This is a genomic window from Pseudocoprococcus catus (assembly GCF_019734885.1).
GTDB lineage: Bacteria > Bacillota > Clostridia > Lachnospirales > Lachnospiraceae > Coprococcus_A > Coprococcus_A catus.
Genome location: NZ_JAAXCM010000020.1, coordinates 122,668 through 148,208 on the forward strand (window position 1 = coordinate 122,668; position 25,541 = coordinate 148,208).

At 45.8% G+C, this 25,541-nt stretch carries 20 protein-coding genes and 1 rRNA gene; 17 read left to right on the top strand and 4 right to left on the bottom strand.

Features of this window, described 5'->3' with window-relative positions:
- Window positions 1-23 precede the first annotated feature (23 nt).
- A complete protein-coding gene (locus HED67_RS02570) occupies window positions 24-980 on the top strand; it encodes an AEC family transporter (protein WP_221717432.1) in 957 nt (318 codons plus the stop codon).
- Between the two features lie 21 nt (window positions 981-1,001).
- Here the strand turns inward: HED67_RS02570 and HED67_RS02575 are convergent, their stop codons facing one another.
- Window positions 1,002-1,829: a TMEM164 family acyltransferase gene (locus HED67_RS02575; protein ID WP_221717433.1), complete on the bottom strand. Its 828-nt coding sequence runs from the start codon at window positions 1,827-1,829 to the stop codon at window positions 1,002-1,004.
- Between the two features lie 451 nt (window positions 1,830-2,280).
- On the opposite strand from HED67_RS02575, the gene HED67_RS02580 reads away from it, so the two are divergent.
- The 8 genes from HED67_RS02580 to HED67_RS02615 all read left to right on the top strand — a co-directional run bounded on the left by HED67_RS02580 (window position 2,281) and on the right by HED67_RS02615 (window position 10,897).
- Entirely contained in the window at window positions 2,281-3,279 is a 999-nt protein-coding gene (locus tag HED67_RS02580) for an ABC transporter ATP-binding protein (RefSeq protein WP_221717586.1), read from the top strand.
- A 3-nt stretch (window positions 3,280-3,282) separates the two neighbouring features.
- Complete coding sequence (locus HED67_RS02585; RefSeq protein ID WP_221717434.1) at window positions 3,283-4,248, top strand: ABC transporter ATP-binding protein; 966 nt, start codon at window positions 3,283-3,285, stop codon at window positions 4,246-4,248.
- A 111-nt stretch (window positions 4,249-4,359) separates the two neighbouring features.
- Entirely contained in the window at window positions 4,360-6,006 is a 1,647-nt protein-coding gene (locus tag HED67_RS02590; protein ID WP_221717435.1) for an ABC transporter substrate-binding protein, read from the top strand.
- Between the two features lie 232 nt (window positions 6,007-6,238).
- Window positions 6,239-7,258, top strand: a complete 1,020-nt coding sequence (locus HED67_RS02595) for an ABC transporter permease (protein WP_178438322.1) — start codon at window positions 6,239-6,241, stop codon at window positions 7,256-7,258.
- Window positions 7,259-8,095 (top strand): ABC transporter permease, encoded by an 837-nt coding sequence (locus HED67_RS02600; protein ID WP_215632162.1) that lies wholly within the window; start codon window positions 7,259-7,261, stop codon window positions 8,093-8,095.
- Between the two features lie 483 nt (window positions 8,096-8,578).
- Window positions 8,579-9,655 carry a M24 family metallopeptidase gene (locus HED67_RS02605; protein WP_221717436.1) on the top strand — a complete coding sequence of 359 codons (1,077 nt, stop codon included), beginning with the start codon at window positions 8,579-8,581 and terminating at the stop codon, window positions 9,653-9,655.
- A 171-nt stretch (window positions 9,656-9,826) separates the two neighbouring features.
- A complete protein-coding gene (locus HED67_RS02610; protein WP_215690330.1) occupies window positions 9,827-10,411 on the top strand; it encodes a peptidylprolyl isomerase in 585 nt (194 codons plus the stop codon).
- Between the two features lie 39 nt (window positions 10,412-10,450).
- Window positions 10,451-10,897, top strand: coding sequence for a GNAT family N-acetyltransferase (locus tag HED67_RS02615; protein WP_221717437.1), 447 nt, complete (start codon window positions 10,451-10,453; stop codon window positions 10,895-10,897).
- A gap of 233 nt (window positions 10,898-11,130) precedes the next feature.
- Here HED67_RS02615 and HED67_RS02620 read toward each other — a convergent pair whose 3' ends face one another.
- A complete protein-coding gene (locus tag HED67_RS02620; protein ID WP_221717438.1) occupies window positions 11,131-13,371 on the bottom strand; it encodes a DNA gyrase/topoisomerase IV subunit A in 2,241 nt (746 codons plus the stop codon).
- An 11-nt stretch (window positions 13,372-13,382) separates the two neighbouring features.
- Window positions 13,383-15,305 (bottom strand): DNA gyrase/topoisomerase IV subunit B, encoded by a 1,923-nt coding sequence (locus HED67_RS02625; protein WP_221717439.1) that lies wholly within the window; start codon window positions 15,303-15,305, stop codon window positions 13,383-13,385.
- Window positions 15,306-15,679: 374 nt separating this feature from the next.
- Between HED67_RS02625 and HED67_RS02630 the strand changes: the two genes are divergently transcribed.
- From HED67_RS02630 to recR, 4 genes are all read left to right on the top strand, one after another.
- On the top strand, window positions 15,680-16,759 hold the full coding sequence (locus HED67_RS02630; protein WP_178441335.1) for a 6-phosphofructokinase: 1,080 nt from the start codon (window positions 15,680-15,682) through the stop codon (window positions 16,757-16,759).
- A gap of 113 nt (window positions 16,760-16,872) precedes the next feature.
- Window positions 16,873-18,462 carry a DNA polymerase III subunit gamma/tau gene (dnaX, locus tag HED67_RS02635; RefSeq protein ID WP_221717440.1) on the top strand — a complete coding sequence of 530 codons (1,590 nt, stop codon included), beginning with the start codon at window positions 16,873-16,875 and terminating at the stop codon, window positions 18,460-18,462.
- 106 nt (window positions 18,463-18,568) lie between these two features.
- A complete protein-coding gene (locus tag HED67_RS02640; RefSeq protein WP_178441333.1) occupies window positions 18,569-18,913 on the top strand; it encodes a YbaB/EbfC family nucleoid-associated protein in 345 nt (114 codons plus the stop codon).
- Complete coding sequence (gene recR, locus HED67_RS02645) at window positions 18,913-19,509, top strand: recombination mediator RecR (RefSeq protein ID WP_015514997.1); 597 nt, start codon at window positions 18,913-18,915, stop codon at window positions 19,507-19,509. Before HED67_RS02640 ends, recR begins: the two co-directional genes overlap by 1 nt.
- 58 nt (window positions 19,510-19,567) lie before the next feature.
- On the opposite strand, the gene HED67_RS02650 is transcribed toward recR, so the two are convergent.
- Window positions 19,568-20,140 carry a DUF1256 domain-containing protein gene (locus tag HED67_RS02650; RefSeq protein ID WP_178441332.1) on the bottom strand — a complete coding sequence of 191 codons (573 nt, stop codon included), beginning with the start codon at window positions 20,138-20,140 and terminating at the stop codon, window positions 19,568-19,570.
- A 182-nt stretch (window positions 20,141-20,322) separates the two neighbouring features.
- Here HED67_RS02650 and HED67_RS02655 point away from each other — a divergent pair, with 182 nt between their 5' ends.
- The 4 genes from HED67_RS02655 (at window position 20,323) to HED67_RS02670 (ending at window position 25,522) form a co-directional block, all read left to right on the top strand.
- Window positions 20,323-21,492, top strand: coding sequence for a LysM peptidoglycan-binding domain-containing protein (locus HED67_RS02655; RefSeq protein WP_221717441.1), 1,170 nt, complete (start codon window positions 20,323-20,325; stop codon window positions 21,490-21,492).
- 117 nt (window positions 21,493-21,609) lie between these two features.
- Window positions 21,610-22,746: a DUF5711 family protein gene (locus HED67_RS02660; RefSeq protein ID WP_221717442.1), complete on the top strand. Its 1,137-nt coding sequence runs from the start codon at window positions 21,610-21,612 to the stop codon at window positions 22,744-22,746.
- Window positions 22,747-22,771: 25 nt separating this feature from the next.
- The gene (locus HED67_RS02665) at window positions 22,772-23,479 is read left to right on the top strand and encodes a CvpA family protein (protein WP_178441329.1); all 708 of its coding nucleotides are present in this window, start codon (window positions 22,772-22,774) and stop codon (window positions 23,477-23,479) included.
- 526 nt (window positions 23,480-24,005) lie between these two features.
- Window positions 24,006-25,522, top strand: a 16S ribosomal RNA gene (locus HED67_RS02670).
- The last annotated feature ends 19 nt before the right edge of the window (window positions 25,523-25,541 follow it).

The window sequence follows — 25,541 nt, forward strand, 5'->3', positions numbered from 1 at the left end:
GACAATGATTCAGGAGAAATTTTATGGGCGAAATGTTGAATGACTTGATTTTTAGTGTGAATACCATTCTTCCTGTTTTTATCGTTGTTGCAACCGGTTATTATATGCGGCGGAAAGGAACTGTTGATGCAAGCTTCGTCAGTTCCATTTCCAATGTTGTTTTCTATTATGCACTTCCGGCCCGGATGTTTCTTGACGTGGCCGGAAGTGATTTTACTGAGCTGATGAATCCACGATTTATCCTTGTGACAGTCGGCGGAACCATCGGCATTTTTCTTTTAGCGTGGCTGGTAATCAGTCATTACATTCATGACGGAAAGAAGATTGCAGCAGCAGTGCACAGCGCATATAGAGGCAATTATATTTATATTGGGCTTCCGATTATCGAGAATATTCTGCAGACAGACCATGTGGCCTGCTCGGTGCTTGTACTGACATTTATCATGCCGGTTTATAACATTTTAGGTGTATTGATTCTTTCTATATATAGTGGAGATATGTCCGGAATGAAACCGGGAAAACTGCTTTTGAATATTCTCAAGAATCCGATGATCCTGGCGGTTATTTTCGGTGTGCTTTATGCTATGACAGGGCTGCCGCTGCCGTATGCTGCGGAGAAGTCTCTGACGTATCTGGGGGCTATTTCAACACCGATGGCACTGCTGATGATCGGAGCACGAATGGTGGACAATTCCCTTAAAGGTGAGGGAAAGGCCATCAGGCTGGCATTGCTGTTTAAACTGATCGTTGGTCCGGTTGTGATGACACTGCTGGCGGTTTTCATTGGTATGCCGACAGAGGAGATTGTGACAGTATTTGTTCTGTTTGCCGTGCCTACAGCCATGAATGTATTTATCATGACCAAGAGTATGGATGGTGACGATGGTCTGGCGGCCAATGTCATACTGGCATCCGTGCCTTGCTCCGTTGTTGTGATGACAATTGGCATTTACCTGATGCGAATGACGGGAATTGTATAGTCAGCGTCAGAATGACAGACCTTAGTGAGGGGCATGCTGATGGGGTGCAGAGGTGCTCACGACAGCTGTGATTTTTCTGGCAGTGTTGTGAATCAGCCAGGCGCCGGCAATCATCGCCAGAATGTACAGGAGAATTCCGACAGGACGGCCAAGAGTTCGGTCGATATCGCCAAAGAGTAGCTGCGTGGACATTTCCCAGGGAGAGATATAGAATAGGTTGGCGGCACTGAAACGATGCAGGATGCTGTTTAGGACTTCTGCTGCCAGACAGAAAAAAGCGAAAAGCGGCAGTGTCCGGAGGAACCCTTTTGTTGTAAGATCGGCTTTGCGGCTGAAGATAATGACAAATCCTACAAAAATCAACATCAGATGCCAGAGAACACCATGAAGTGTCAGTGTCCAGTACGGATGGAAAATGCCGGAGGGGTCGATAAAGGTGGCAACAGCTCCCATCATATTGAAATCAAGCAAAAAGGTACAGAGAATTCTGTGCCTTTTTTCATTATGTATCAGAATCAACAATGGACACAGATACAGAGGAAGACTGCATAGCTGGAAAGGAAAAATCCACCAGTCATAGGCGTGGTTATTCACGATATAAAAATTCATCAGCTGTTTATATAACTCCCCGATTAGAAGAATTACGCCTGAGACAAGCATGATCTGATCAAAGCTTCGACGATTATCCCGATTGTTTGTATTGCAATTATTTATAGAAGAAAATCTCCATGCAGCCAGAATAGCGATGGCACTGCCGCCAAAAGCTGCAATCAGATGAAAAGGTCCATAAAGAACCGGCGGCGTCATCGGCCAGGATGTCAGGCGGAGAAGATATTCAAAAAAAGACATATAAATTCCTTCTTTCGAAATAGTCAGGTACTAAATAAATGAAACACTCATTATGAAAAAGTCTAGATATATATATACACATGTAGTATATCATAATTCGGACTTTGTATTCTTGTAATAATATATCAGAAGAATATAAAGCCTGAATTATGATAAGGAAATGAAATGCTATGCCAAAACTTTAAGGAGTGCAGTCAAAATCCTGTGTTCGATAACGCTGGACTGCACTCCACCAATTTTTGGAAGTATTTCCTCTGGGAACACTAGGAAATTTTTTATATTTGTGAAAGAATTGTGTTGAATTCTTAAAAAAAATATGATATCTTTTTCATTATACATATGAAAAACTGTAAACAGATACATCTATAACGTATTGATGCTTCGAAGCATGAAAGTTTGCGTTGAAGGAAAGAGCAGTTTGACGGATAAATGGAAGGTATGTGAGCAAACCATGAATCAGAGTGAGAAAATATTAGAGATCAAAGATTTATGTGTAGAATTTCAGACTGTGGAAGGTACAGTCAAAGCCATTAATCATTTGAATTATACATTACATAAAGGTGAGAAGCTTGGTATTGTCGGCGAGAGCGGAAGTGGTAAGAGTGTCTCTTCACTTGGCATTATGCAGTTGATTCCGAATCCGCCGGGCAAGATTGTTGCAGGTGAGATTCTCTATAAGGGACAGGATCTGGTGAAGACATCGGAGAAAGATATGCAGAAGATCAGAGGCAATGAGATATCGATGATTTTCCAGGAGCCGATGACTTCCCTGAACCCGATCATCAAGTGCGGCAAACAGATTGCAGAGTCGCTGAGACTTCATCGGGGAATGAATAAGAAGGAGGCCATGGAAGAGGCCATTCGTATGATGCAGGCAGTCGGTATTGCCAACCCGGAAGTGAGGGCCTATGAGTACCCGCACCAGATGTCCGGTGGTATGAGGCAGCGTGTGATGATCGCCATGGCGCTGGCCTGTCAGCCGCAGATTTTGATTGCCGATGAACCCACAACCGCTTTAGATGTGACGATTCAGGCACAGATTCTGGATCTGATCAGAGATCTGAATGAGAAGATGAATACATCAGTTCTCTTCATTACCCATGATTTAGGTGTTGTCAGTGAGCTGTGTGATACGGTCATTGTTATGTATACAGGACGAATTGTTGAAAAAGCCCCTGTGCGTGAGCTTTTTAATGATCCGAAGCATCCTTATACTGTCGGCCTGATGAGTGCGATTCCGAGAATTACCAAGAATCGTCCACCCCTTGAGACTATTGAGGGCGTTGTGCCGAACCCGACAGAGAGAATTTCAGGATGCAGCTTCTGGCCGAGATGTCCGCATGCGACAGAACAGTGCAGGCAGGGCGAACCGCCGATTGTACATCTGTCGGAAGAACGTCAGGTAAGATGCTGGCTGTATGCAGATACAGCCGAGAAGAAGGAGGGTTAGCGTATGGCAGCAAATGACAAAGAAGTGCTGATGAAAGCCGACCATGTCAAAGTTTATTTTAAAGGCAAGAAAAAGGGTCAGACAGTCAAAGCCGTCGATGATGTATCCTTTGAGATCATGAAAGGTGAGACCTTTGGTGTTGTCGGCGAGAGCGGATGCGGTAAGAGTACCCTTGGCAGGACGCTGATCAGACTCCAGCAGCCGACAGATGGTCATATTTATTTAAATGGAACAGATATTGCGGGTTTAAAAGGCGCACAGTTAAAAGAAATGCGCAAGGAAGCCCAGATTATTTTTCAGGATCCTTCGGCCTGCCTCAATCCAAGAAGAACCATCAAGCAGATTTTGATGGAGCCTTTTGAAATTCACAACCTCAAAGGCAAGATCGATGTGGATGCGAAGATTATGGAACTGCTGCAGCTGGTGGGGCTGGACAGTTATCATCTGAGCCGATATCCTCATGAGCTTTCCGGCGGACAGAAACAACGTATCGGTATTGCCAGGGCGCTGGCACTGGAACCCCAGATCATTATCTGTGATGAAGCGGTATCCGCGCTGGATGTTTCTGTTCAGGCGCAGGTATTGAACCTTTTGCAGGAACTGAAGGAGAAACTGGGATTAACCTATTTCTTCATTTCACATAATCTGAATGTTGTTTATCAGGTCAGTGACCGTGTCGGCGTTATGTATCTGGGCAAAATGGTTGAGATCGCCAATTACGATCAGCTTTATGAGAAACGCTATCATCCTTATACAGAGGCATTGCTGTCAGCAATTCCTCAGGTTGATCAGGAAGAACAGAAGGAACGTATTCATCTGGAAGGTGAAGTGCCGAGTCCTTATGATCCGCCTTCAGGATGCCATTTCCACACAAGATGTCCGAAGGCCTGCGACAAGTGCAGACAGACGGCACCGGAACTCAAGGAAGTGGCGCCGGGACATTATGTGGCCTGCCATTTGTATGAATGATTTTTAATTTGATGATAATTGCGGAAGCGGCCGACAAACAGGTAGGCATTACATAACGGAGTATTTCGCAATCACCATACATAAGAAATTTCTATTTAGGAGGTTAAGATTATGAAAAAGAAATTTTTAGCAATGGCCCTGGGCATTGCTGTAGTCTTAAGCTGCACAGCATGCGGTGGCGGTTCATCTGACACAGCAGCACCTGCATCAGGCGAGACAAATGCTGCTTCTTCAGAAGCCGGAAGCGATTCAGCAGCAGGCGGAAGCACAACAGTAACAGTGGCAATTGGTGCCGGATTCTCCACACTGGATCCAGGATATGTTTACGAGAAATATCCACCGCTTGTTATTAATGCATGTTATGAGAATCTTTTCAAGTTCTACAGCAATGACGGTGCAGCAGAACCTTGTCTGGCAGATTCTTATGAATTTTCAGATGACAATAAGACTTTAACAGTTAAACTGAAAGAAAATGTTACCTTTGCAAGTGGCAATAAGATGACATCTGCCGATGTTGCTTTCAGTATTAATCGTTGCAAGAATCTTCAGGGTAATCCATCTTTCATCTGCGATACGATCGACAGCATTGAAACACCGGATGATTACACAGTTGTTTTCCATCTGACACAGCCTGACAGTGCAATCCTTTCCAAGCTGACATACAGCTCACTGGCAGTTCTTGACAGCGCGGTTGTTAAGGAACATGGCGGTACAGATGCAGCAGACGCTTCTTCAACAGATACAGCACAGGCTTATCTTGACACAGCAAGTGCAGGTTCAGGTATGTACATCATGACAAGCTATACACCTGATTCTGAAATCGTTCTTGAGAAGAATCCTAACTACTGGGGTGAGTCTACAAATGTTGACAAATATGTCATCAAGATCCAGCCGGATGCCAATACACAGATGATGACATTATCTTCAGGTGACCTTGATATTGCCATGAACATGACAGATGATACAATGTCTGAACTGACAGGCGACAATGTTGCCAAGATCAACACTGCAACAAAGACAGTTGGTTTCCTTCTGATGAATATGAACGAAGAATACGGCGGCCCTGTTTCTAATCCAAAGGTACAGCAGGCTATCCGTAAAGCACTGGATTACACAGGTATCCAGACAATCGTCGGTGAAGGCGCAGAGACACCTTACTCCATCATCCAGGATGGTTTCATGGGTGCAAAAGGACAGCGCCCTGCAGATTACACTAATATTGACGAAGCAAAACAGCTTTTAGCAGATGCAGGCTATCCGGATGGTTTTGATATCGACATGCCTGTTTGTGACCTTGATATGGAAGGTGTTCTTCTGACAGACCTTGCTCAGAAGGTTAAAGATGACCTTTCTCAGATCGGTATCAATGTCAATATTGTTTCCCAGCCATGGGCAGCAGGTTTTGGCGATGATTACCGTGACGGCAAGATCGGTTTCACAGTTATGTACTGGTCAACAGATTACAACGATCCTAACGTACAGCTTGAATTCCTTCCAGGTCAGTCCGTTGGTTTAAGAGCAGGCTGGACAACAGATATGGATCCTGATCTGGCTCAGCTTTACGCAGATGCACTGAATGCAACAGACAACGATGCACGTACTGCTGTTCTTGAAAAGATTCAGGACGATACATATGAGAACGGTCCATGGCTTATGATCGCTCAGGCACCTGCACATATTGCATATAACACAAGACTTGACGGTGTCGCTGCTTCTGATCCATATTCACTGGATCTGACACAGATCACAATCAAATAATCCATCATTTCCGGATGATTTCTCCACGGGGCGCGGAAAGCGCTTCTGCTCCCCGTGGATTTTAACAGGACGGAAACAGATGCTGCCGTGAGTCGGCTGGTTCGGGACATTTTTTTATGTTTGGAGGCAACAGTTGACTGACGGAAATATCTGTTTATCAGATGTTTGGCGGCAGATAAGCGATGCGCAGTCTGCTGTCGGAAAGCTAAAACGAAAGAGAGAGAGGTGTCGTATGGAACGGCTGAAGTTTATAGGAAAAAGACTTGTATACCTTGTGATTATGCTGTTCGGTGTGGCGACGTTGGTTTTTATATTGACAAAACTGGTTCCCGGCGATCCGGTAACCGCCAATCTGAGCCAGAGAGCATTGGGTGATCCTCAAATTGTGGCCGCCTATAAGGCAAAATACGGACTGGACCAGCCGATTATTGTGCAGTATGTATACTACATGAAGAATCTGCTGCATTTTGATCTGGGTACATCTATCCGTACCAACAATGCAGTTTTAAGTGAATTGGCACGCTGCTATCCGGCGACGATCGAACTGGCAGTATTTGCCATCATTCTGGCAACCCTGTTTGGTATTTTATTTGGTGTGATTTCTGCGATTAAAAGAAATAGCATCATTGACCAGATCGTGCGTGCGATTTCTGTTACAGGTGTCAGCCTGCCGAGTTTCTGGTTCGCACTGCTTGTATTATATTTCTTTTATTACAAGCTGCAGATTTTGCCGGGACCGGGCCGTCTTGGCAATGCATTCAGTGCACCGCAGACAGTAACAGGATTTTTCGTTATCGACAGTCTGCTTGAGGGAGATATTCCGAAAGCACTGGATGCCCTGAGACATCTGATTCTTCCGGGTACAGTTCTGGCTGCCTTTACCATGGGCCTGATCACCAGAACAACACGTTCCAATCTGTTGGATGTTATGTCCACGGATTATATTCGTACAGCCCGTGCCAAAGGCCTGTCAAGTGTCAGGCTGATTATCCATCATGCGTTGGGCAATGCACTGATTCCTGTATTGACGGTTATTGGTCTTGGTTTTGGCAATCTCCTTGGCGGTATGGTACTTGTTGAAACAATTTTCAACTGGCCGGGAGTTGGTCAGTTTGCGTATCAGTCCGTCCTGTCCAATGACTATCCATCGATTATCGGCGTGGCGTTGCTGATCGCGCTGAATTATATGATTATTAATACAGTGGTTGATATCCTGTACGGTATCATTGACCCGAGAGTGAGGTGCAGTTAGATGTTACATTCTTTGAAAAAAATGTTTAAATCCAATTATCTTTTTACTTTCGGTGTCATCATTTGTCTGTTCTGGATTATCATGGCGATTATTGCACCGATGGTGGCACCCTATGATCCGGTTGTCCAGGATCTGACATTGAGGTTAAAAGCACCTTCTGCGGCGCATATCTTCGGTACAGATAACTTTGGCCGTGATATTTTCAGCCGTGTGATCTACGGCGGACGTTATTCATTGCTGGCAGGCTGTCTGACAGTTGTGATCGCAGGCTGTATCGGTACGATTTACGGTGCTATTGCCGGTTATGTAGGCGGTGCTGTGGACAATATCATGATGAGACTTTCAGAAATGATTCTGTCCTTCCCGTCACTGATTCTGGCGATGATCATCAATGCAGTTATGGGCTCTAACCTGTTTAACACCATGTTTGCTCTTGTTATTGTTGCATGGCCGTCTTATGCCCGTGTCATGCGAAGCGTGGTGCTGAGTGTCCGTGAAAATGAATATGTTACTGCTTCAGAGGCGTTGGGTGCTTCCAGATTCCGTATCCTGCTGAAGGAAATTATTCCGAACAGTATTACCTCTGTTCTGATCATGGCCACAACGGATATCGGTAATCAGATCCTGATGTTCTCCACATTGAGTTTCCTTGGTCTGGGTTCTGCTCCGCCAACACCTGAATGGGGTATGATGGTATCTGATGGTGTTCAGTACTTCAATAAATTCTGGGTGGCAGGATTCCCTGGATTGGCAATCTTTACAATGGCTGTGGGGGCCAACTTCATTGGTGATGGACTCCGCGATCTGCTGGATCCGAAACTGCGAAAACAGTTCTAAAATTATATAAAACAGGCATTGCAAATCTTGATGCCTGTGAAGGACCTCTCCGTTTAATATCTTCATAGCAGGCACGCTTGCACTGCCAGCGCCTAGCAGCGGTACATAAGGCAGCAAAAAACGCTGCCTAAGGACCGGCTGGCGCTGAAGCACCTGCTACGAAGATATTGAACGGAGAGGTCTTTTCAGTAGTGATAAGAGATTTGCAAGAGCCTGTTACCATATATCTTGGAAACAGAAGGAAAGCAGAGCATGGAATTTTAGAGCGTTTTGCAGCTGCTTATTGAGGTAATTAGAATGTTCAAAGACATTTTGTTGCGGAAGCGAATGCGGCGGTGCGGATGCGGACGAAAAACTGACCGGTATTTTCAAAAACTTTGACGCGTTAATAATAAAATTTACGAAAGTCAGATAAACTATAGAAAACCACTATAGAAAGTGATATACTTGACGGCAGATGAAGATTTGAAAGGAGCATTTGCTATGAAGCAGAATAGAGTAGACAGAATTATGGCAGCCCTGAAGGAAATGGGACTGCATCAGATGTTGATTGTTGATCCGATGTCCATTTATTATCTCACCGGTGTTTATGTGTCACCTTTTGAACGTTTTTATGGTTTATATCTGAGAGAAGACGGCCATCATGCCTTTTTCCTGAACAGATTATTTACAGTACCTCAGGAAGTGGGTATTGAAAAGGTATGGTATTCCGACACAGATCCTGCCATGGAGATCGTGGCCAAGTATCTCGACAAAGATGCACCTCTGGGTGTGGATAAAGAACTGAAAGCAAGATTTTTGCTGCCGCTGATGGAGATGAAAGCAGCCGCTGGTTTTGTCAATGCTTCTCTGGCTGTGGACCATACAAGAGGCATCAAGGATGAAGAAGAGCAGGAACTGATGCGTATTTCTTCAGACATCAACGACAAGGCCATGGCACAGTTCAAGGCCATTGTCCATGAAGGTGTTACAGAGAAAGAACTGGCAGACCAGATGCTGAAGATTTATACGGATTTGGGTGCGGACGGTTACTCCTTTGAACCGCTGGTTGCCTTTGGTGCCAATGCAGCAGACCCGCATCATGAACCGGACAATACGGTATTGAAGGTGGGTGACTGTGTCCTCTTTGATGTGGGATGCATCAGAAAGGGCTATTGTTCTGATATGACACGTACTTTCTACTTCAAGGAAGTGAGTGACGAACATCGTCATATTTATGAAACAGTCCGCAAGGCGAATGAAGCGGCCATTGCCAAGATCAAACCGGGCATTCCTCTTTGTGAATTGGACAATACAGCCCGTCAGCTGATCACTGCTGAAGGCTACGGTCCGCAGTTTAACCATCGTCTGGGTCATTTTATTGGACTTTCAGAGCATGAGTTTGGTGATGTTTCTTCTGTGAATACAGACAAAGCTGTTCCGGGTATGATTTTCTCTATTGAGCCGGGTATTTATCTGACAGATGATACAGGTGTCCGTGTGGAAGATCTGGTGCTGGTGACAGAGGATGGCTGTGAGGTGCTGAATCACTATCCAAAGGAACTTCAGATTATCGGTTAATTTGTTGGGCGCTTGTCCGGGCTTGCATCAGATATTGAAGAATGATACAATGAATAAGTGAAGAAATAAGAGAAAGTGTACTTTGCATCTGAGAAGATGTGAAGTACGCTTTGTTGGTTTGAAGGAATATGCCGAGGCACATTCTTTGTTTTATTATGGAGGCAAATACCTATGAATACACATCCTACAGCGACTTTACATATGGCCAACGGCAGTAAAATTGTGATTGAACTTTTGCCGGAAGCTGCGCCGAATACTGTCAACAGTTTTATTTATGCGGCATCCCGGGGATTTATGGATCACCATGCGATTCAAAGAATTGTTCCGGGCAACTGGGTGGACGTGACGTACCAGGCATTTGGACACAAGGAGTGCCAGTATCTGATTCCGAATGAGTTTGAACTGCATCCGGAGATCGAACCGTTGGATTCCCATCCGGGCTGTGTCTGCATGGGCGGTTATGGTGAGGATGGACTGGCCAGCTGCGAATTCTTTTTCCCGCTGCGTGACTGCCCGGATCATAAGGGAATTTATCCTGTCTTTGGAAAAGTCATTGAAGGCATGGATGAGATATGGCGTCTTGAGAAAGTGAAGACAAGACCTGTTGATTTCCCGATTCCGGGAGTTGAAGTCAATGAACCGGTTGAGCCGGAAGTCATTGAGAAAGTCGAACTGGATTTGAAGGGACAGACTTATCCTGAGCCAATTCGTATGAAAGTTCAGAATTTGCCGCCATGCTGGACGGATATGAGATAGAAATTGTTTTAGAATCATAGAAGGAATTGGAGAAATAGTATGTTTAATATCAGAGAAATGAAACCGGAAGATAAAGCAATTATTATGCCTATGGTGATTACCTTTTACCATAGTCCGGCAGTGGAACACGATGTAGACACAGCGGTGCTGGAGCGTACATTTGATGCGGCCACAGACCCGACGATGCCATATATCAGCGGTCTTGTGATGTTGGAAGGTGAGAAAGCTGTGGGATATGGTTATGTCACCGGCTATTATGCATCGGAAGTCGGCGGAATGTGCATGTTCATGGAAGAAATGTACTTTACACCGGAATGCCGGGGAAAAGGGTACGGCACAAAAGCCTATCACTGGATTGTGGACCATTATCCGGAATACAAGCGCTTCAGAATCGAAGTCACAGAAAGTAATGTCAACGCCAAACGCCTTTATGAGCGCTGGGGCTTCAGATTCCTGGAATATAACCAGATGGTGCTGGATAGATAAGTGGGCAAGTTATAATTTGTGCCTTAGGGAATAAAAGAGAGAAGAATAATATAAAATCAAACAGTTGGCTCCTGTAAACGTTTAGTGTAATTTTTGAAATTTTGCGAGCATAGCAACAGCTTCGAAGCAATGTCTGAGTCCGTAAGGGCGAGTTTTGCGCAGAAGCTGTTAATATGCGGCGCAGCAAAATTTCGAAAATGCTAAGGTTACAGGAGCCAACTGTTTGATTTAAATTAGACGCGGACCTTTGTGCCTTTTCCGCCTCTGTTGACAAGTTTCAACTTATTCAACAGTAATTCCTTTTCATTGTGGATAATGGTGCATTCCTGGCTGCTGTCCAGTGGATAAGCAGCTTTGACACTGTCACCGGAACCGAGGCTGATGCCGCGGACGCCGATGGCAGTTTTCTTCATTTCAGGGATGTTCATCATCGGGAAGCGGATAAAGTAACCGTTCTCTGTCTGAAGGACAAGCTGATTGAAGTTATCTGCAGTGCAGATGGCAATAATGCTGTCACCATCGGCCAGCTTGGTGGCGGCAACAGTTCGTTTGGATACATCAAATTCACTGCCTTTGACCAGTTTCAGCATACCGGTTCTGGTAGCAAATAACATCATGGAATCCTGAATAGATGCCAGACTGCATATATGAATAATATTCTCACCGGAGCTGTCATAGTTGCCCAGGTTGTCCAGCGGAATAGATTTGTCACGGAAACGTCCGAAGGGTATATCAGTAATCTTGATCAGATGGAGGCGGCCGGTATCCGTGAAGATGCAGGCTTTATCCGTATTCATACAGCTGATGACATATTTGCTTTCGGAGAGTGCGGCTTCCTTGTTGCGCTCAAAAGTGGCCTTGTCGATGGTCTTGGCATAGCCAAAGCGGTCAATCAGGGCAACGACTTCCATAGCCTCGGCTTTCTTTTCTTCATAGACAGCAGCTCCCACATTCTCGATAGAGGTTTTACGCGGTGTGGCATAAGTCTTCTTGATCATATCAAGGTCATGACTGATGACCCGGGACATGCTCTTGTGATTCTCGAGGATATCCTTGTAGGAAGCGATATTCTTCAAAGTTGCATCATGATCTTTCAGCAGGGCATCCATTTCCAGACCAATCAGCTTGTACAGACGCATCTCTAGGATCGCAGTGGCCTGACGTTCTGTAAAATCAAGGGCAGAAGCGGCTCTTTCAGAGGCATTGCTCTTGAAGCGAATGCCTTCGGTAGTGCCTGTCATCAGGCAGGCTTTGGCCTGTTTGATATTCTTGCTGCCACGAAGGATTTCGATGATTAGGTCAATGATATCGGTGGCGCGCATGAGACCTTCCTGGATTTCCTGTTTCTCCAGTTCCTTGGCAAGAAGCTTCTGGTACTTGCGGGTGGTCAGGTCATACTGAAAATCAAGGAAATATTCAATAATATTCTTGAGTCCCAGGGTTTCCGGACGTCCGTCGGCGATGGCCAGCATATTCACGCTGAAAGTATCTTCCAGACGTGTCTTCTTATAGAGAAGTGCCAGTAGGTTGTCCACATCTGTCTGTTTCTTCAGTTCCAGAACGATACGAATTCCTTCCTTGGAGGACTGATTGGAAATATCGATGATGTCCGTTGTCTTCTTGCTTTCTACAAGGGCATAAACATCATTGAGAAATTTGCCGATATTGGCGCCGATCATTGTGTAAGGAATCTCGGTGATGACAAGGCGAAGCTTGCCGCCTTTGTCCTGCTCAACCTCAACGCGGCCCCTAAGCTTGATCTTACCGCTGCCGGTTTCGTAAATATTCAGCAATTCGTCTTTGTTCGTTACAATACCGCCGGTAGGAAAATCCGGTCCCTGGATGTACTGCATCAGGTCAGCGGTGGTCAGTTTGTCATTCTTCATGTAGGCTTTGACGGCATCGATGACTTCGCCGAGATTATGCGGCGGGGTACTTGTCACCATGCCGACAGCGATACCGTCAGAACCGTTGACAAGGAAATTCGGCAGACGGACAGGAAGAACAGTTGGCTCTTTCTCTGTCTCGTCAAAGTTTGGCATGAAGTCTACAACATCCTTGTCAAGATCCGCCAGGAAAACTTCTTGAGTGACTTTCTGGAGACGGGCTTCGGTATAACGCATGGCGGCGGCACCATCACCTTCGATGGAGCCGAAATTGCCGTGGCCGTCTACAAGAGGCATGCCTTTCTTAAAATCCTGAGCCATCACAACAAGGGCATCGTAAATGGAGCTGTCACCATGGGGATGATACTTACCCATGGTATCGCCGACGATACGGGCGCATTTACGGTATGGCTTGTCATAGCGGATAGCCAGTTCATACATATCATATAAAGTTCGGCGCTGAACGGGCTTTAAGCCGTCCCGGATATCCGGAAGTGCTCTGGATATAATAACGCTCATGGCGTAATCTACGTAGGATTTCTGCATGACTTCTGCATAATCCGTGCGAATAATCTGTTCCTGCATCATGCATTTCCTCCTTAAATATCAAGTTCAGCATCATGGGCATGCTTGTAGATGAAAGCCTTTCTCGGCGGTACATCAGGTCCCATGAGCAGGCCGGTAATATCGGATGCGATTCGGGCATCTTCAATCTCAACCTTCTTTAGGATACGGGTTTCAGGGTTCAAGGTTGTCTCCCAGAGCTGTGCGGCATCCATTTCACCAAGACCTTTGTAGCGCTGCAGAGTGAAATTGCCCTTGTGTGTCTTGCGGTACTGTTCAAGGGCCTTATCATCATAGAGGTATTCCTCCCTGCCCTTGGACGGCATAGCCTTGTACAGCGGCGGCATGGCGATATAGACATGTCCCTCAAATATCAGCTCTGGCATAAATCGGTAGAAAAGTGTCAGAAGCAGGGTACTGATATGCGCACCGTCCACATCGGCATCGGCCATAATGATAATCTTGTTGTAGCGAAGCTTGCTGATATCAAAGTCGTTGCCGTATCCCTCAGAAAAACCGCATCCAAAGGCATTGATCATGGTCTTGATCTCGGCATTGGCAAGGACTTTGTCAATGCTGGCTTTTTCTACATTCAAAATCTTGCCTCGAATAGGCAGGATGGCCTGGAAATGGCGGTTTCTGGCGGTTTTGGCAGAACCGCCGGCAGAATCTCCTTCGACAATAAAGATCTCGCAGATATCGGTATTACGGCTTTCGCAGTTGGCCAGTTTGCCGTTGGAGTCAAAGGAGAATTTCTGCTTGGTCAGCAGGTTGGTACGGGCCTTTTCCTCGGTCTTACGGATCTTGGCTGCTTTCTCTGCACAGGCAAGCACAACCTTCAATGTATCCAGATTCTTGTCAAAATAACGAACGACTTCTTCATTGACAATCTTGCCTGTGGCACGGGCAGCGTCCTGGTTGTCCAGTTTGGTCTTGGTCTGGCCTTCAAAACGCGGGTCCGGATGCTTGATGGAGATGACAGCTGTCATACCGTTTCGGATATCAGCACCGGTAAAATTGCCGTCTTTCTCTTTCAAAATGCCTATTTCACGGGCGTAAGCGTTCATAATGGACGTGAAAGCTGACTTGAAGCCGGTAATGTGGGTACCGCCTTCTGCGTTGTAAATGTTGTTGCAGAAACCAAGGACGTTCTCATGGAATTCATTCACATATTGAAAAGCACCTTCAACAGTGATGCCTTCAGACTCGCCTTTAAAGCAGACAATATCATGCAGTGCTTCTTTATTGCGGTTCAGGTCGCGGATGAATCCAGCCAGACCGTCAGGTTCATGATAAACTTCCTGTTCTTCAGGTGTGACACGTTTATCTTCATATATAATAGTTAATTCCGGGTTAAGATAAGCTGTCTCATGGAGACGGCTCTTGATCTCATCTTCCTTGAACCATGTCTTTTCAAAAATCTCCCTGTCAGGAAGAAATGAAATCGTGGTGCCTGTCTTGCGGGTGCGGCCGATGACCGGCAGAAGCCCGTTCTCCAGGGGAATGGTAGGGACACCGCGTTCATAGCGGTCGTGGTAAGTACAGCCCTCGCGGCTGACCGTCACATCTAGCCATTCGGACAGAGCGTTGACAACAGAAGAACCAACACCGTGGAGACCGCCGCTTGTCTTATAGGCAGAGTCGTCAAACTTACCTCCGGCGTGAAGGGTTGTGAATACAAGACGTTCCGCGGAAATGCCTTTCTTGTGCATGCCCACGGGGATACCTCGGCCATTATCAGAAACAGTGGCGGAGCCGTCTTTGTTCAATGTCACATGAATCTCACTGCAAAAACCGGCCAGATGCTCGTCCACAGAGTTGTCAACAATCTCATAGACAAGGTGGTTCAGGCCCTTGCGGGAGACACTGCCGATGTACATGCCGGGACGCTTACGGACGGCTTCGAGACCTTCCAGCACGGAAATGCTGTCGGCATTATAAGAATTGGTTGATGCCATAATAAAAAATCCTTTCAAAAAGTGGTGACCAGATAATGACGAAACATTGTAGTCTTAGAGAACCTATCGGTGAATCCATTCAAAGCAGGCGCGTTCGCACTGCCTGCTTTGAATGGATTCATCGATAGGTTCATCAGAAGGAAGAGTTATAAAGTTTCGTCATTATCTGTATATATAATTTCTAGTTGGATTCAGAAATTCCTAATATATATCTTATACCAGAGGAAATGTGAATGTCAAGAAAAAAGAACATATATTCGTAAAAATGTGGCTTATCCAGACAAAAGCTGATTTTTCTGGTTGAATTTCTGCCTGTTTTACTATATAGTATAACAAGAGAAGAGGACATATTCTAAACAAAGGAGATGGCGCACATGATGAGAGTAGGTATGCTGACAAGCGGCGGCGACTGTCAGGCTTTGAATGCAACGATGCGTGGTGTTGCGAAGACACTGTATAATGCGGATCCTGATACACAGATTTTTGGTTTTGAAGAGGGCTACAGAGGTCTGATGTATAATGACTATATTTTGATGAAGCCGAATGATTTTTCCGGTATCCTGACAAAGGGCGGAACGATTCTGGGTTCTTCCAGACAGCCGTTTAAGCTGATGCGGGTGCCTGGTGAGAATGGTTTTAACAAGGTCGAGGCGATGAAGGCAACTTATCGCAATCTGAAGCTTGACTGCCTTGTGATTCTTGGCGGCAATGGGACTCAGAAGACAGCGAATCTGCTCAGCGAAGAAGGTTTGAATATTGTTTCTCTGCCAAAGACTATTGACAATGATATTTACGGAACGGATATGACATTCGGTTTTCAGAGTGCAGTGGATATTGCAACGAATGCCATTGATTGTATTCATACAACAGCGGCATCCCATGGCCGTGTATTTATTGTAGAGCTGATGGGGCATAAGGTTGGCTGGTTGACATTGCATGCAGGTATTGCGGGCGGTGCGGATATTATCCTTTTGCCGGAGATGCCGTACAATTTCGATGCGGTACTGATGGCGGTGAAACAGCGCAACAAGGCTGGCAAGAGGTTCAGTATTCTTGCGGTTGCAGAGGGCGCGATTTCCCAGGAAGATGCACAGCTGTCCAAGAAGGAATACCAGAAGAAGAAGGCGAACAGCCCGTTCCCGTCAGTTTCCTATGAACTTGGCAAGAGGATTCAGGATGCCCTGGGTCAGGAAGTACGAATTGTTGTGCCGGGTCATACGCAGCGCGGCGGCAGTCCGGATGCCTATGACCGTGTGGTAGCCAGCAGACTGGGTGCCGCAGCAGGCCGAATGGTACTTGAAGGCAAGTACGGCTGTATGGCAGCTTTTAGAAATAATGAGATTGTACCGGTGCCATTGAAAGAAGTGGCCGGTAAGCTCAAAATGGTTGATCCGAAGTCTGATATTATCCGTGAGGCAAGGGATATGGGTATTAGTTTCGGCAATGAACTGTAAGGAACACAGGAATTCAGATTAAGAACTATGTCTGCAAAGCAGACTCTGAGTTCCACATCAGGATTTATAAGGGAGTCCTGAATATAGAGAATTTCAGGTAGAGGCGGGAGAGTATGGCTTATCAGGCATTGTATCGTAAGTGGCGCCCATCCAACTTTGAAGAAGTCAAGGGACAGGATCATATCGTCACAACATTAAAAAATCAAATAGAGATGAATCGTATCGGGCATGCCTATCTGTTTTGCGGTACAAGAGGAACCGGTAAGACTTCCATTGCCAAGATTTTTGCCAAGGCAGTGAATTGCGAACATCCGGTCAATGGCAGTCCCTGCAATGAATGTGCTATGTGCCGTGCGGTCAATGAGCAGCGATCCATGAATGTGATCGAGATTGATGCGGCATCCAACAACGGTGTTGACAATATCCGTGAGATTCGGGAAGAAGTGGCGTATTCTCCATCTGAGGGCAAGTATAAGGTTTATATTATCGACGAGGTGCATATGCTCTCTATTGGCGCTTTTAATGCGCTGTTAAAGACCCTGGAGGAACCGCCGTCATATGTTATTTTTATTCTGGCGACCACGGAGGCACACAAGATTCCGATTACGATCCTTTCCAGGTGTCAGCGGTATGATTTCAGACGTATTTCCACGGGTACTATTGCAGAGCGGCTGAGAGAACTGGCAGATGCTGAGGGTATTGATGCAGAAGATGCAGCATTGGCTTACGTGGCCAGAATGGCGGACGGTTCCATGCGTGATGCCTTGAGTCTTCTGGACCAGTGTAATGCCTTTTATATTGGGCAGAGGCTGAAGTATGAGAATGTACTGGATGTGCTTGGAGCAGTGGATACATCTGTTTTCGGCAGTCTTTTGAAGAGCATCTGCAGTCAGGATGTTTCAGGGGTTATTCATCTGATAGATGAGATCGTTATGCAGGGACGGGATCTGACGCAGTTTGTTGTCGATTTTACATGGTATCTGAGAAATCTTCTGATGGTGCAGAGCTCCGGTGATCTGACAGATCTGGTGGAAGCCTCTGCGGAACAGCTGGAAGTGATGCGTCAGGAGGCATCAGGTATTGATGCGTCGGTACTGATGCGGTATATTCGTATTTTTTCGGATCTTTCAGGGCAGGTGCGTTATTCAACACAGAAGCGTGTGTTGGTAGAGGTGGCATTGATCAAGCTCTGCCATCCGGCCATGGAACGAAATCTGGATGCGGTCTTGAATAGGCTGGCCATTCTTGAACAGAAGGTGGCCAATGGTGTTGTGGTGGCTTCACAGGCGTCAGGTGCCGGTATTGCAGGCGGTAATCCGGAAGAAATATCAGGCGGTCAGCAGGGGACAGATACTTTTTTTCAGCCGGAACAGAAAGCGGTATCAGAGGATCTGAGAATGATCATTGATCGTTGGAAACAGATGACAGATGATCTGACACCGAGCATGGCGCTGATGCTCAAAGGTGCAGTAATTTCAGAAGGGCCGGATAACCAGTTGATCATTGCTCTGGCGGATGATATGCGATATGGTTATTTTGTGGAAGAGGGACATCGTCAGGCTCTTGAGAATGCGCTCAGTGAGCGCGTTGGCAAGCAGGTGAAGGTCAATCCGGTACAGCCGGACAAAGGAGAGAACAATAACAGTCAATTTATTGATCCGGTACAGGCTTTTCAGGGAATTGATATTGTTTATGAGGATTAGTATGGCGCAGTTCGGTTATTTGTGAGATAATCGGAGAGAATGCTGATTCATTCATATATAAATACAAATAGGTACAAGTATATTTTTTATAACAGGAGGAAAAACAATGGCTAAAAGAGGCGGTTTCCCAGGTGGTATGCCTGGCAATATGAACAATTTAATGAAGCAGGCACAGAAAATGCAGCGTCAGATGGAGGAAGCTCAGAAAGAGCTGGAAGAGAAGGAAGTTGAAGCAGCAGCAGGCGGCGGTGCCGTTAAAGTTAAGGTTTCCGGCAAGAAGGAGATTGTTGCTGTAACAATTGATCCTGAAGTTGTTGATCCGGATGATGTAGAGATGCTGGAAGACCTCATTATGGCAGCAGCCAACGAAGCACTTCGCAAAATGGATGAAGTTTCTCAGTCATCAATGGCCAAGATCACAGGCGGCCTTGGCGGAGGCTTTGGATTTTAATGGATGCTTACAGCAATCAGATTAATAAGCTGATTGAGGAATTATCGAAGTTGCCGGGAATCGGTGCAAAATCCGCACAGAGACTGGCGTTTCATATCATTAATATGCCAAAGGACCAGGTACAGAATCTGGCAGGAACCATTGTTTCCGCCAGAGAGAAGATCCGGTATTGCAGCTGCTGCTGGAATCTGACGGACAGTGAGCTATGTCCGATCTGTGCTAATCCGAAGCGCGACCATCATGTGATCATGGTTGTGGAGACACCGAGGGACCTGGCAGCTTATGAGAAGACACAGAAGTATGAAGGTGTTTATCATGTTCTGCATGGGGCTATCTCGCCGATGCTTGGCATCGGTCCGTCGGATATTCGTCTGAAGGAACTGATGACAAGACTTCAGGGAGATGTGACGGAAGTGATTATTGCTACCAATTCCACCCTTGAAGGTGAGACAACAGCCATGTACATCAGTAAATTAATCAAACCAACGGGCATCAAGGTGACAAGAATTGCCAGCGGTGTGCCGGTTGGAGGCGATTTGGAGTACATTGATGAGGTCACGCTGCTTAGAGCCCTTGAGGGAAGAACTGAACTATAAGATAAGCCAATAATTTTTATCCGGGAGGAATGAAGATTATTGGCTTTTCTGCAAAAACTTAAAGAATTGTATGATAGTTATGACAGGATTTGCCCATGCCGCGGAGAGCCGGAGTCAGTGAAGAAGAGCTACTGCATATCAGAGCAGCGGTGATTTGTCTGCAGAAAACGGGCAGGAGTTTTCGGCAGTCATAATCATCAAGATGTTCGAAGACGCCGGTGATGTGAAGAGCGCCCAGGGGCGGCAATTCTCTGCGCAGTGCTGAACCGGGGGATAGTGTACCTTTCGTTAATGTGAGATAACCGCATTGAGCTTTATTTCCGATAGCGGCGTCAACGGCGACAAGACAGCAGCTCTTTTCGATGGCTTTTAATAATGGCATATAATCAGGCAATGTAAGAGCGTTCAGCGGTTCTGCCATAGTCCCATAAACATTCGGCAGGCTGTGCCTGGTGAGGATTGTGCCGATCAATGGTCCAAGATTATCTCCGCAGACGTTGGCAGAGCCGATACAGGCAAAGGCCAGGGGCATTTTGTGGGGATTGACATGATGAAGTAAATATCGCAGGTTTCGACTGAAAATATCACATGCATCAGGAAGAGTGCTATTGATCCATATTGTGCGGTTCATGGGAAAACTCCTTTTATAACGGTTAAATGGAGTTTTCCCTTTTTTTCATATTTTATACCGGAAGGACAGCAGCTCATCTCAATGTTGCTTATGTCTATGATTTGTGGGTCAGGCGGCGACAGCCTTTGATAAAAAAACACATCTGCTTATGCTAACATAGTGGAGTGAAAAGGAGGCGCAGCATGGTTGAGATTAAGAGTCAGGAGAATAATACTGTTAAATTGCCGAATAATATTCGTCAGGTAGGTACACCCGGTGAAAAAATAAAAATATATATAGAAGATTATGTGATGACTTATTTGAATCAGATAACAGGCGAGAAGCCTGCAGAACAGAAGATGGCGCTTCTTCTTGGAGAAAAGGTGCAGAAAGAGAATACAGATATCTATTTTATCAGTGCGGCAATGGCGGTGGTGCCGGTTGAATGGAAAGAGGATCAGTTCAAACTGTCATCGGATGAGTGGGCAGCGTTGTATGATAGAATTGATCAGTATTTCAAAAACAAGCATATCCTTGGGTGGTTTTTATCAAGAACGGGACAGGCAGCATCGGCAGATGGACAAATTGAAAAAATACATACAGATAATTTCAGAGATAAAGGCAATCTTTTTTATACATCAGATCCATTGGACCGGGAAGATGCCTTTTATCTTTATGAGAATGGCCATTTGTTCAGGCAGCATGGGTACTATATTTATTATGACCGGAACGAGGATATGCAGAACTATATGATTGAGATAAGACAGGAAAATCATATAGAAGAACATGGAACACCAGGGTTTCAGAATCGTTTGTCTGAAAAAAAGAATGATCATCGGATCAAAAGGGAGGCGCTGGTCAGAAAAAAGAAAAGAAACATGAAGTGGATTCCGCAGGCGGCAGTTCTTTTGCTTATTCTGGTGGTTGTAGGCATTAAACGGAATCTTCCGGGAGCTGTAGTTCCGACAGGACGTCAAATGATTGGAAATGGTGAAACAGAATCAACAGCGGGAGCAGCAGAAACTTCAGAACATCTGGATCTGGTAGAAAGTATTGTACAGCAGGCGGAGCAGTCAGTATCAGGAAAAGAAAGTCAGGAATCAGTGGATAAGGCTGATACGGAAGAGGATACAGCCGAAAGGGGACAGGAAAATGATACCGAGCAGAAAGGCGAGCAGCAGGAGACTTTGGCAGAAGAAACAGAGGTTATGGTAGGTGCCTATAAAAGCTATATAGTTAAAGAAGGGGATACCCTGCTTAAAATCAGTCGTAATTATTATCAGGATGCGGCACATGTTGAGGAGATCCGTCAGCTGAATCAGATTGAAGATCCGAATTATATTTACCCCGGAATGGTACTGCGTTTGCCGTAGATTTGTACAGAATCTCCGGGAGAACGGGCATACAGGTAAAAAGGTTGACGCAGGCAGTTTTTTTAACTATACTGGATGTATTATAGCGTGAGGCCAGGTTTAATTCGGAGGAAGAACATGGAACAGCAAATAGATGAAAAAAAGAAACAAAAGATAAAATTAAACCGGATGCAATGGACGATTATCATTGGTCTGTTGGTGATGGTCGGTGTACTTGTGTATGCGTTGGTAAAGAACAACAGAGTTTCCGGGTCCTATGAGGTGGTGACGTCTTTGTCCCGTGGGGATGATACGTCTGTTTATTATCAGATTATGAGAAAAGGCATGATCCGCTACAGTAAAGATGGTATGGCCATGACAGATAAGAGCGGTAACCTGATCTGGACTCAGACTTATGAGATGACATCGCCGGCCATTGCAGTAAGTGACCCGTATGTAGCTGTGGGGGATATTGGTGCCAATACGATTTATATTTTTAATGAATACGGTCAGTTGGGGCGGATTAATACAGATGTGCCTATACAGGAAATCAGGATTTCTGCACAAGGGGTTATTGCAGCGGTACTTTCAGATTCGGCAACGAATTATATCAATCTATACGATAAACAGGGCAATGTTCTCGGAAGCATCAAAGCATCTCTTCAGAACACAGGCTACCCATTGGCCATCGCGTTATCTTCAGATGCGACACGCTTATTGGCAAGTTATCTCTGCATGGATGGCAGCACTGTGAAAACCAGAGTGATTTCGTACAATTTCAGTGATACGCAGAGTAAACATGTGATAGATACATTGGAGCTGGAGGAACTTTATCCTAAAATAGAATTCCTTGAGAATAATAAGGCAGTGATGTTTGGTGAGAAGAGTTTTGTCCTGTATAATACAGATACAAAAGAGATAACTGCTCAGCAGACATTTGAGAATGAAATTGCCAGTGTTTTCTGCAGTGATCAGAAAATAGGCTTTATTTTTAAGGCTTCTGATGAAAATGGTCAGTATTATATGGAGATTTATAACAAAGCCGGCAGGAAGAATTCTTCAGTTTATTTTGATTTCGATTATGAAGGTATCAATGTTTATGATGATGAGGTGATTCTGTATAATTCGCAGGAAATGGCAGTTTATCAGATGAATGGCAGGCTTAAATTTACCAGTACACTGAATACATCCGTGACAAATATCATGGCATCATGGGAATCCGGGATGTACTGGCTGGTGGATGATCAGTCACTGCGGGAAATACATATAAAATAAAAGGCAGGAGGCAACTGTATAAATAATGAATATATTATCCTGGGCAGCCCTGGCTGTTCTTACATATTGTGCGTTGAGAGGATGGCGGAGAGGTCTGATCATGACGGTGTTTTCTATGTTTGCAACGGTCATAGCCATCGCCATATCAGCGCAGCTGTCACCGCAGTTAAGCCGGACATGGCAGAATACGGCATTTTATGAGATAGTCAGCGAGAGAGTAGAGATGACACTGTTTAAAGGACAGGATAGCCAGAATGACGGTGAAGAAGGCGAAGATAACAGGGGAGTCATCAACAGTCTTCCATTGCCGGATGTTGTACAGAATGTTTTGGCCAGCAATGATGATGTACAGAATAATATGCTGGGTGTTTCGGCATTTCGTAAATACATTGCGGACTCAGTCACGGGGATTATTCTGAATGCAATATCCTTTGTGCTGGTTTTCGTCGGTGTTTCTATTATAATGAGGATTATCATCAGATGCCTGAATCTGCTCAGCCGTCTGCCGGTTATTCATACAATGAACAAGATGGGCGGCATGCTTGTTGGTTTGCTGAAGGGGTTGATCTTGCTTTGGCTGATCTGTATTGTGATAACCATTATGAGCGGAACAGAAGCAGGGATCTATCTATATGGTCAGATCAATGAGAGCCCGTTCCTAAAATACATTTATGATAACAATATGATTATGGCGCTGATCACCGGGCTGAAATATGCTTTTATAGGTGTATAGAGTCTGCCGGTGAAAATAGTGATCCTGAGTATGTGAGAATGTATTCAGGATTTTTTGTGTAATTAGGAAATTCCATTGGAATTCCCTATTGCATAAAAAGGCACTGCGTGCCAGAAAGCGCAGTTCGCGGAGAGGAATATATAGCTGTGCTATCCGCTCACGCGCCAAAGTGTGCGTCAAGCGCACACTTTGTTCTGGAGAGAACATCAAAAAAATATCAAAAAATTGAAAAAAGGTGTTGACAGATGCTGGAAGAGATGATATCATATACAAGCTGTCAGCGAGAACAACGCGAAACGGCAAAGATTAATAAGCAGTTTGAAAATAACTTATAAGAATTTTTAAAAAAGTTGTTGACAAACTCTTAAAGATTTGATAAAATAGACAAGCTGCTAACGAGCGGCACACGAACTTTGATAATTGAACAACAAAACAATCCCGAAAATTCCTAAAAAGAATTTTTAAGAACACAAACCAAAGTAAAACGGGAAGAGATAACAGCTAGCTGTGAATCTTAACCAAAATCAAACATGAGAGTTTGATCCTGGCTCAGGATGAACGCTGGCGGCGCGCCTAACACATGCAAGTCGAACGGACGATGAAAAGCTTGCTTTTCAAAGTTAGTGGCGGACGGGTGAGTAACGCGTGGGTAACCTGCCTCATACAGGGGAATAGCAGCTGGAAACGGCTGATAAAACCGCATAAGCGCACAGTGCCGCATGGCACAGTGTGAAAAACTCCGGTGGTATGAGATGGACCCGCGTCTGATTAGCTTGTTGGCGGGGTAACGGCCCACCAAGGCGACGATCAGTAGCCGGCCTGAGAGGGTGATCGGCCACATTGGGACTGAGACACGGCCCAAACTCCTACGGGAGGCAGCAGTGGGGAATATTGCACAATGGGGGAAACCCTGATGCAGCGACGCCGCGTGAAGGAAGAAGTATCTCGGTATGTAAACTTCTATCAGCAGGGAAGATAATGACGGTACCTGACTAAGAAGCCCCGGCTAACTACGTGCCAGCAGCCGCGGTAATACGTAGGGGGCAAGCGTTATCCGGATTTACTGGGTGTAAAGGGAGCGTAGGCGGCGGAGCAAGTCAGAAGTGAAAGCCCGGGGCTCAACCCCGGGACGGCTTTTGAAACTGCCCTGCTTGATTTCAGGAGAGGTAAGCGGAATTCCTAGTGTAGCGGTGAAATGCGTAGATATTAGGAGGAACACCAGTGGCGAAGGCGGCTTACTGGACTGACAATGACGCTGAGGCTCGAAAGCGTGGGGAGCAAACAGGATTAGATACCCTGGTAGTCCACGCCGTAAACGATGAATACTAGGTGTCGGGGCTCATAAGAGCTTCGGTGCCGCAGCAAACGCAATAAGTATTCCACCTGGGGAGTACGTTCGCAAGAATGAAACTCAAAGGAATTGACGGGGACCCGCACAAGCGGTGGAGCATGTGGTTTAATTCGAAGCAACGCGAAGAACCTTACCAGGCCTTGACATCCCGGTGACCGACCCGTAATGGGGTCTTCTCTACGGAGCACTGGAGACAGGTGGTGCATGGTTGTCGTCAGCTCGTGTCGTGAGATGTTGGGTTAAGTCCCGCAACGAGCGCAACCCCTATGTTCAGTAGCCAGCATTTAGGATGGGCACTCTGGACAGACTGCCGGGGATAACCCGGAGGAAGGCGGGGATGACGTCAAATCATCATGCCCCTTACGGCCTGGGCTACACACGTGCTACAATGGCGTAAACAAAGGGAAGCAAGAGGGTGACCTGGAGCGAATCCCATAAATAACGTCCCAGTTCGGACTGTAGTCTGCAACCCGACTACACGAAGCTGGAATCGCTAGTAATCGCGAATCAGCATGTCGCGGTGAATACGTTCCCGGGTCTTGTACACACCGCCCGTCACACCATGGGAGTTGGAAATGCCCGAAGTCAGTGACCTGACCGCAAGGAGGGAGCTGCCGAAGGTGGAGCCGATGACTGGGGTGAAGTCGTAACAAGGTAGCCGTATCGGAAGGTGCGGCTGGATCACCTCCTTTCTAAGGAAAAAGAAGTGGG

Coding starts and splice junctions, on each gene's coding strand:
- HED67_RS02610 (WP_215690330.1), top strand. CDS start 9,827: ATGAATACACATCCTACAGCGACTTTACATATGGCCAACGGCAGTAAA.
- HED67_RS02605 (WP_221717436.1), top strand. CDS start 8,579: ATGAAGCAGAATAGAGTAGACAGAATTATGGCAGCCCTGAAGGAAATG.
- dnaX (WP_221717440.1), top strand. CDS start 16,873: ATGGCTTATCAGGCATTGTATCGTAAGTGGCGCCCATCCAACTTTGAA.
- HED67_RS02655 (WP_221717441.1), top strand. CDS start 20,323: ATGGTTGAGATTAAGAGTCAGGAGAATAATACTGTTAAATTGCCGAAT.
- HED67_RS02650 (WP_178441332.1), bottom strand. CDS start 20,140: ATGAACCGCACAATATGGATCAATAGCACTCTTCCTGATGCATGTGAT.
- HED67_RS02570 (WP_221717432.1), top strand. CDS start 24: ATGGGCGAAATGTTGAATGACTTGATTTTTAGTGTGAATACCATTCTT.
- HED67_RS02665 (WP_178441329.1), top strand. CDS start 22,772: ATGAATATATTATCCTGGGCAGCCCTGGCTGTTCTTACATATTGTGCG.
- HED67_RS02640 (WP_178441333.1), top strand. CDS start 18,569: ATGGCTAAAAGAGGCGGTTTCCCAGGTGGTATGCCTGGCAATATGAAC.
- HED67_RS02625 (WP_221717439.1), bottom strand. CDS start 15,305: ATGGCATCAACCAATTCTTATAATGCCGACAGCATTTCCGTGCTGGAA.
- HED67_RS02575 (WP_221717433.1), bottom strand. CDS start 1,829: ATGTCTTTTTTTGAATATCTTCTCCGCCTGACATCCTGGCCGATGACG.
- HED67_RS02585 (WP_221717434.1), top strand. CDS start 3,283: ATGGCAGCAAATGACAAAGAAGTGCTGATGAAAGCCGACCATGTCAAA.
- HED67_RS02600 (WP_215632162.1), top strand. CDS start 7,259: ATGTTACATTCTTTGAAAAAAATGTTTAAATCCAATTATCTTTTTACT.
- recR (WP_015514997.1), top strand. CDS start 18,913: ATGGATGCTTACAGCAATCAGATTAATAAGCTGATTGAGGAATTATCG.
- HED67_RS02590 (WP_221717435.1), top strand. CDS start 4,360: ATGAAAAAGAAATTTTTAGCAATGGCCCTGGGCATTGCTGTAGTCTTA.
- HED67_RS02630 (WP_178441335.1), top strand. CDS start 15,680: ATGATGAGAGTAGGTATGCTGACAAGCGGCGGCGACTGTCAGGCTTTG.
- HED67_RS02620 (WP_221717438.1), bottom strand. CDS start 13,371: ATGATGCAGGAACAGATTATTCGCACGGATTATGCAGAAGTCATGCAG.
- HED67_RS02580 (WP_221717586.1), top strand. CDS start 2,281: ATGAATCAGAGTGAGAAAATATTAGAGATCAAAGATTTATGTGTAGAA.
- HED67_RS02660 (WP_221717442.1), top strand. CDS start 21,610: ATGGAACAGCAAATAGATGAAAAAAAGAAACAAAAGATAAAATTAAAC.
- HED67_RS02595 (WP_178438322.1), top strand. CDS start 6,239: ATGGAACGGCTGAAGTTTATAGGAAAAAGACTTGTATACCTTGTGATT.
- HED67_RS02615 (WP_221717437.1), top strand. CDS start 10,451: ATGTTTAATATCAGAGAAATGAAACCGGAAGATAAAGCAATTATTATG.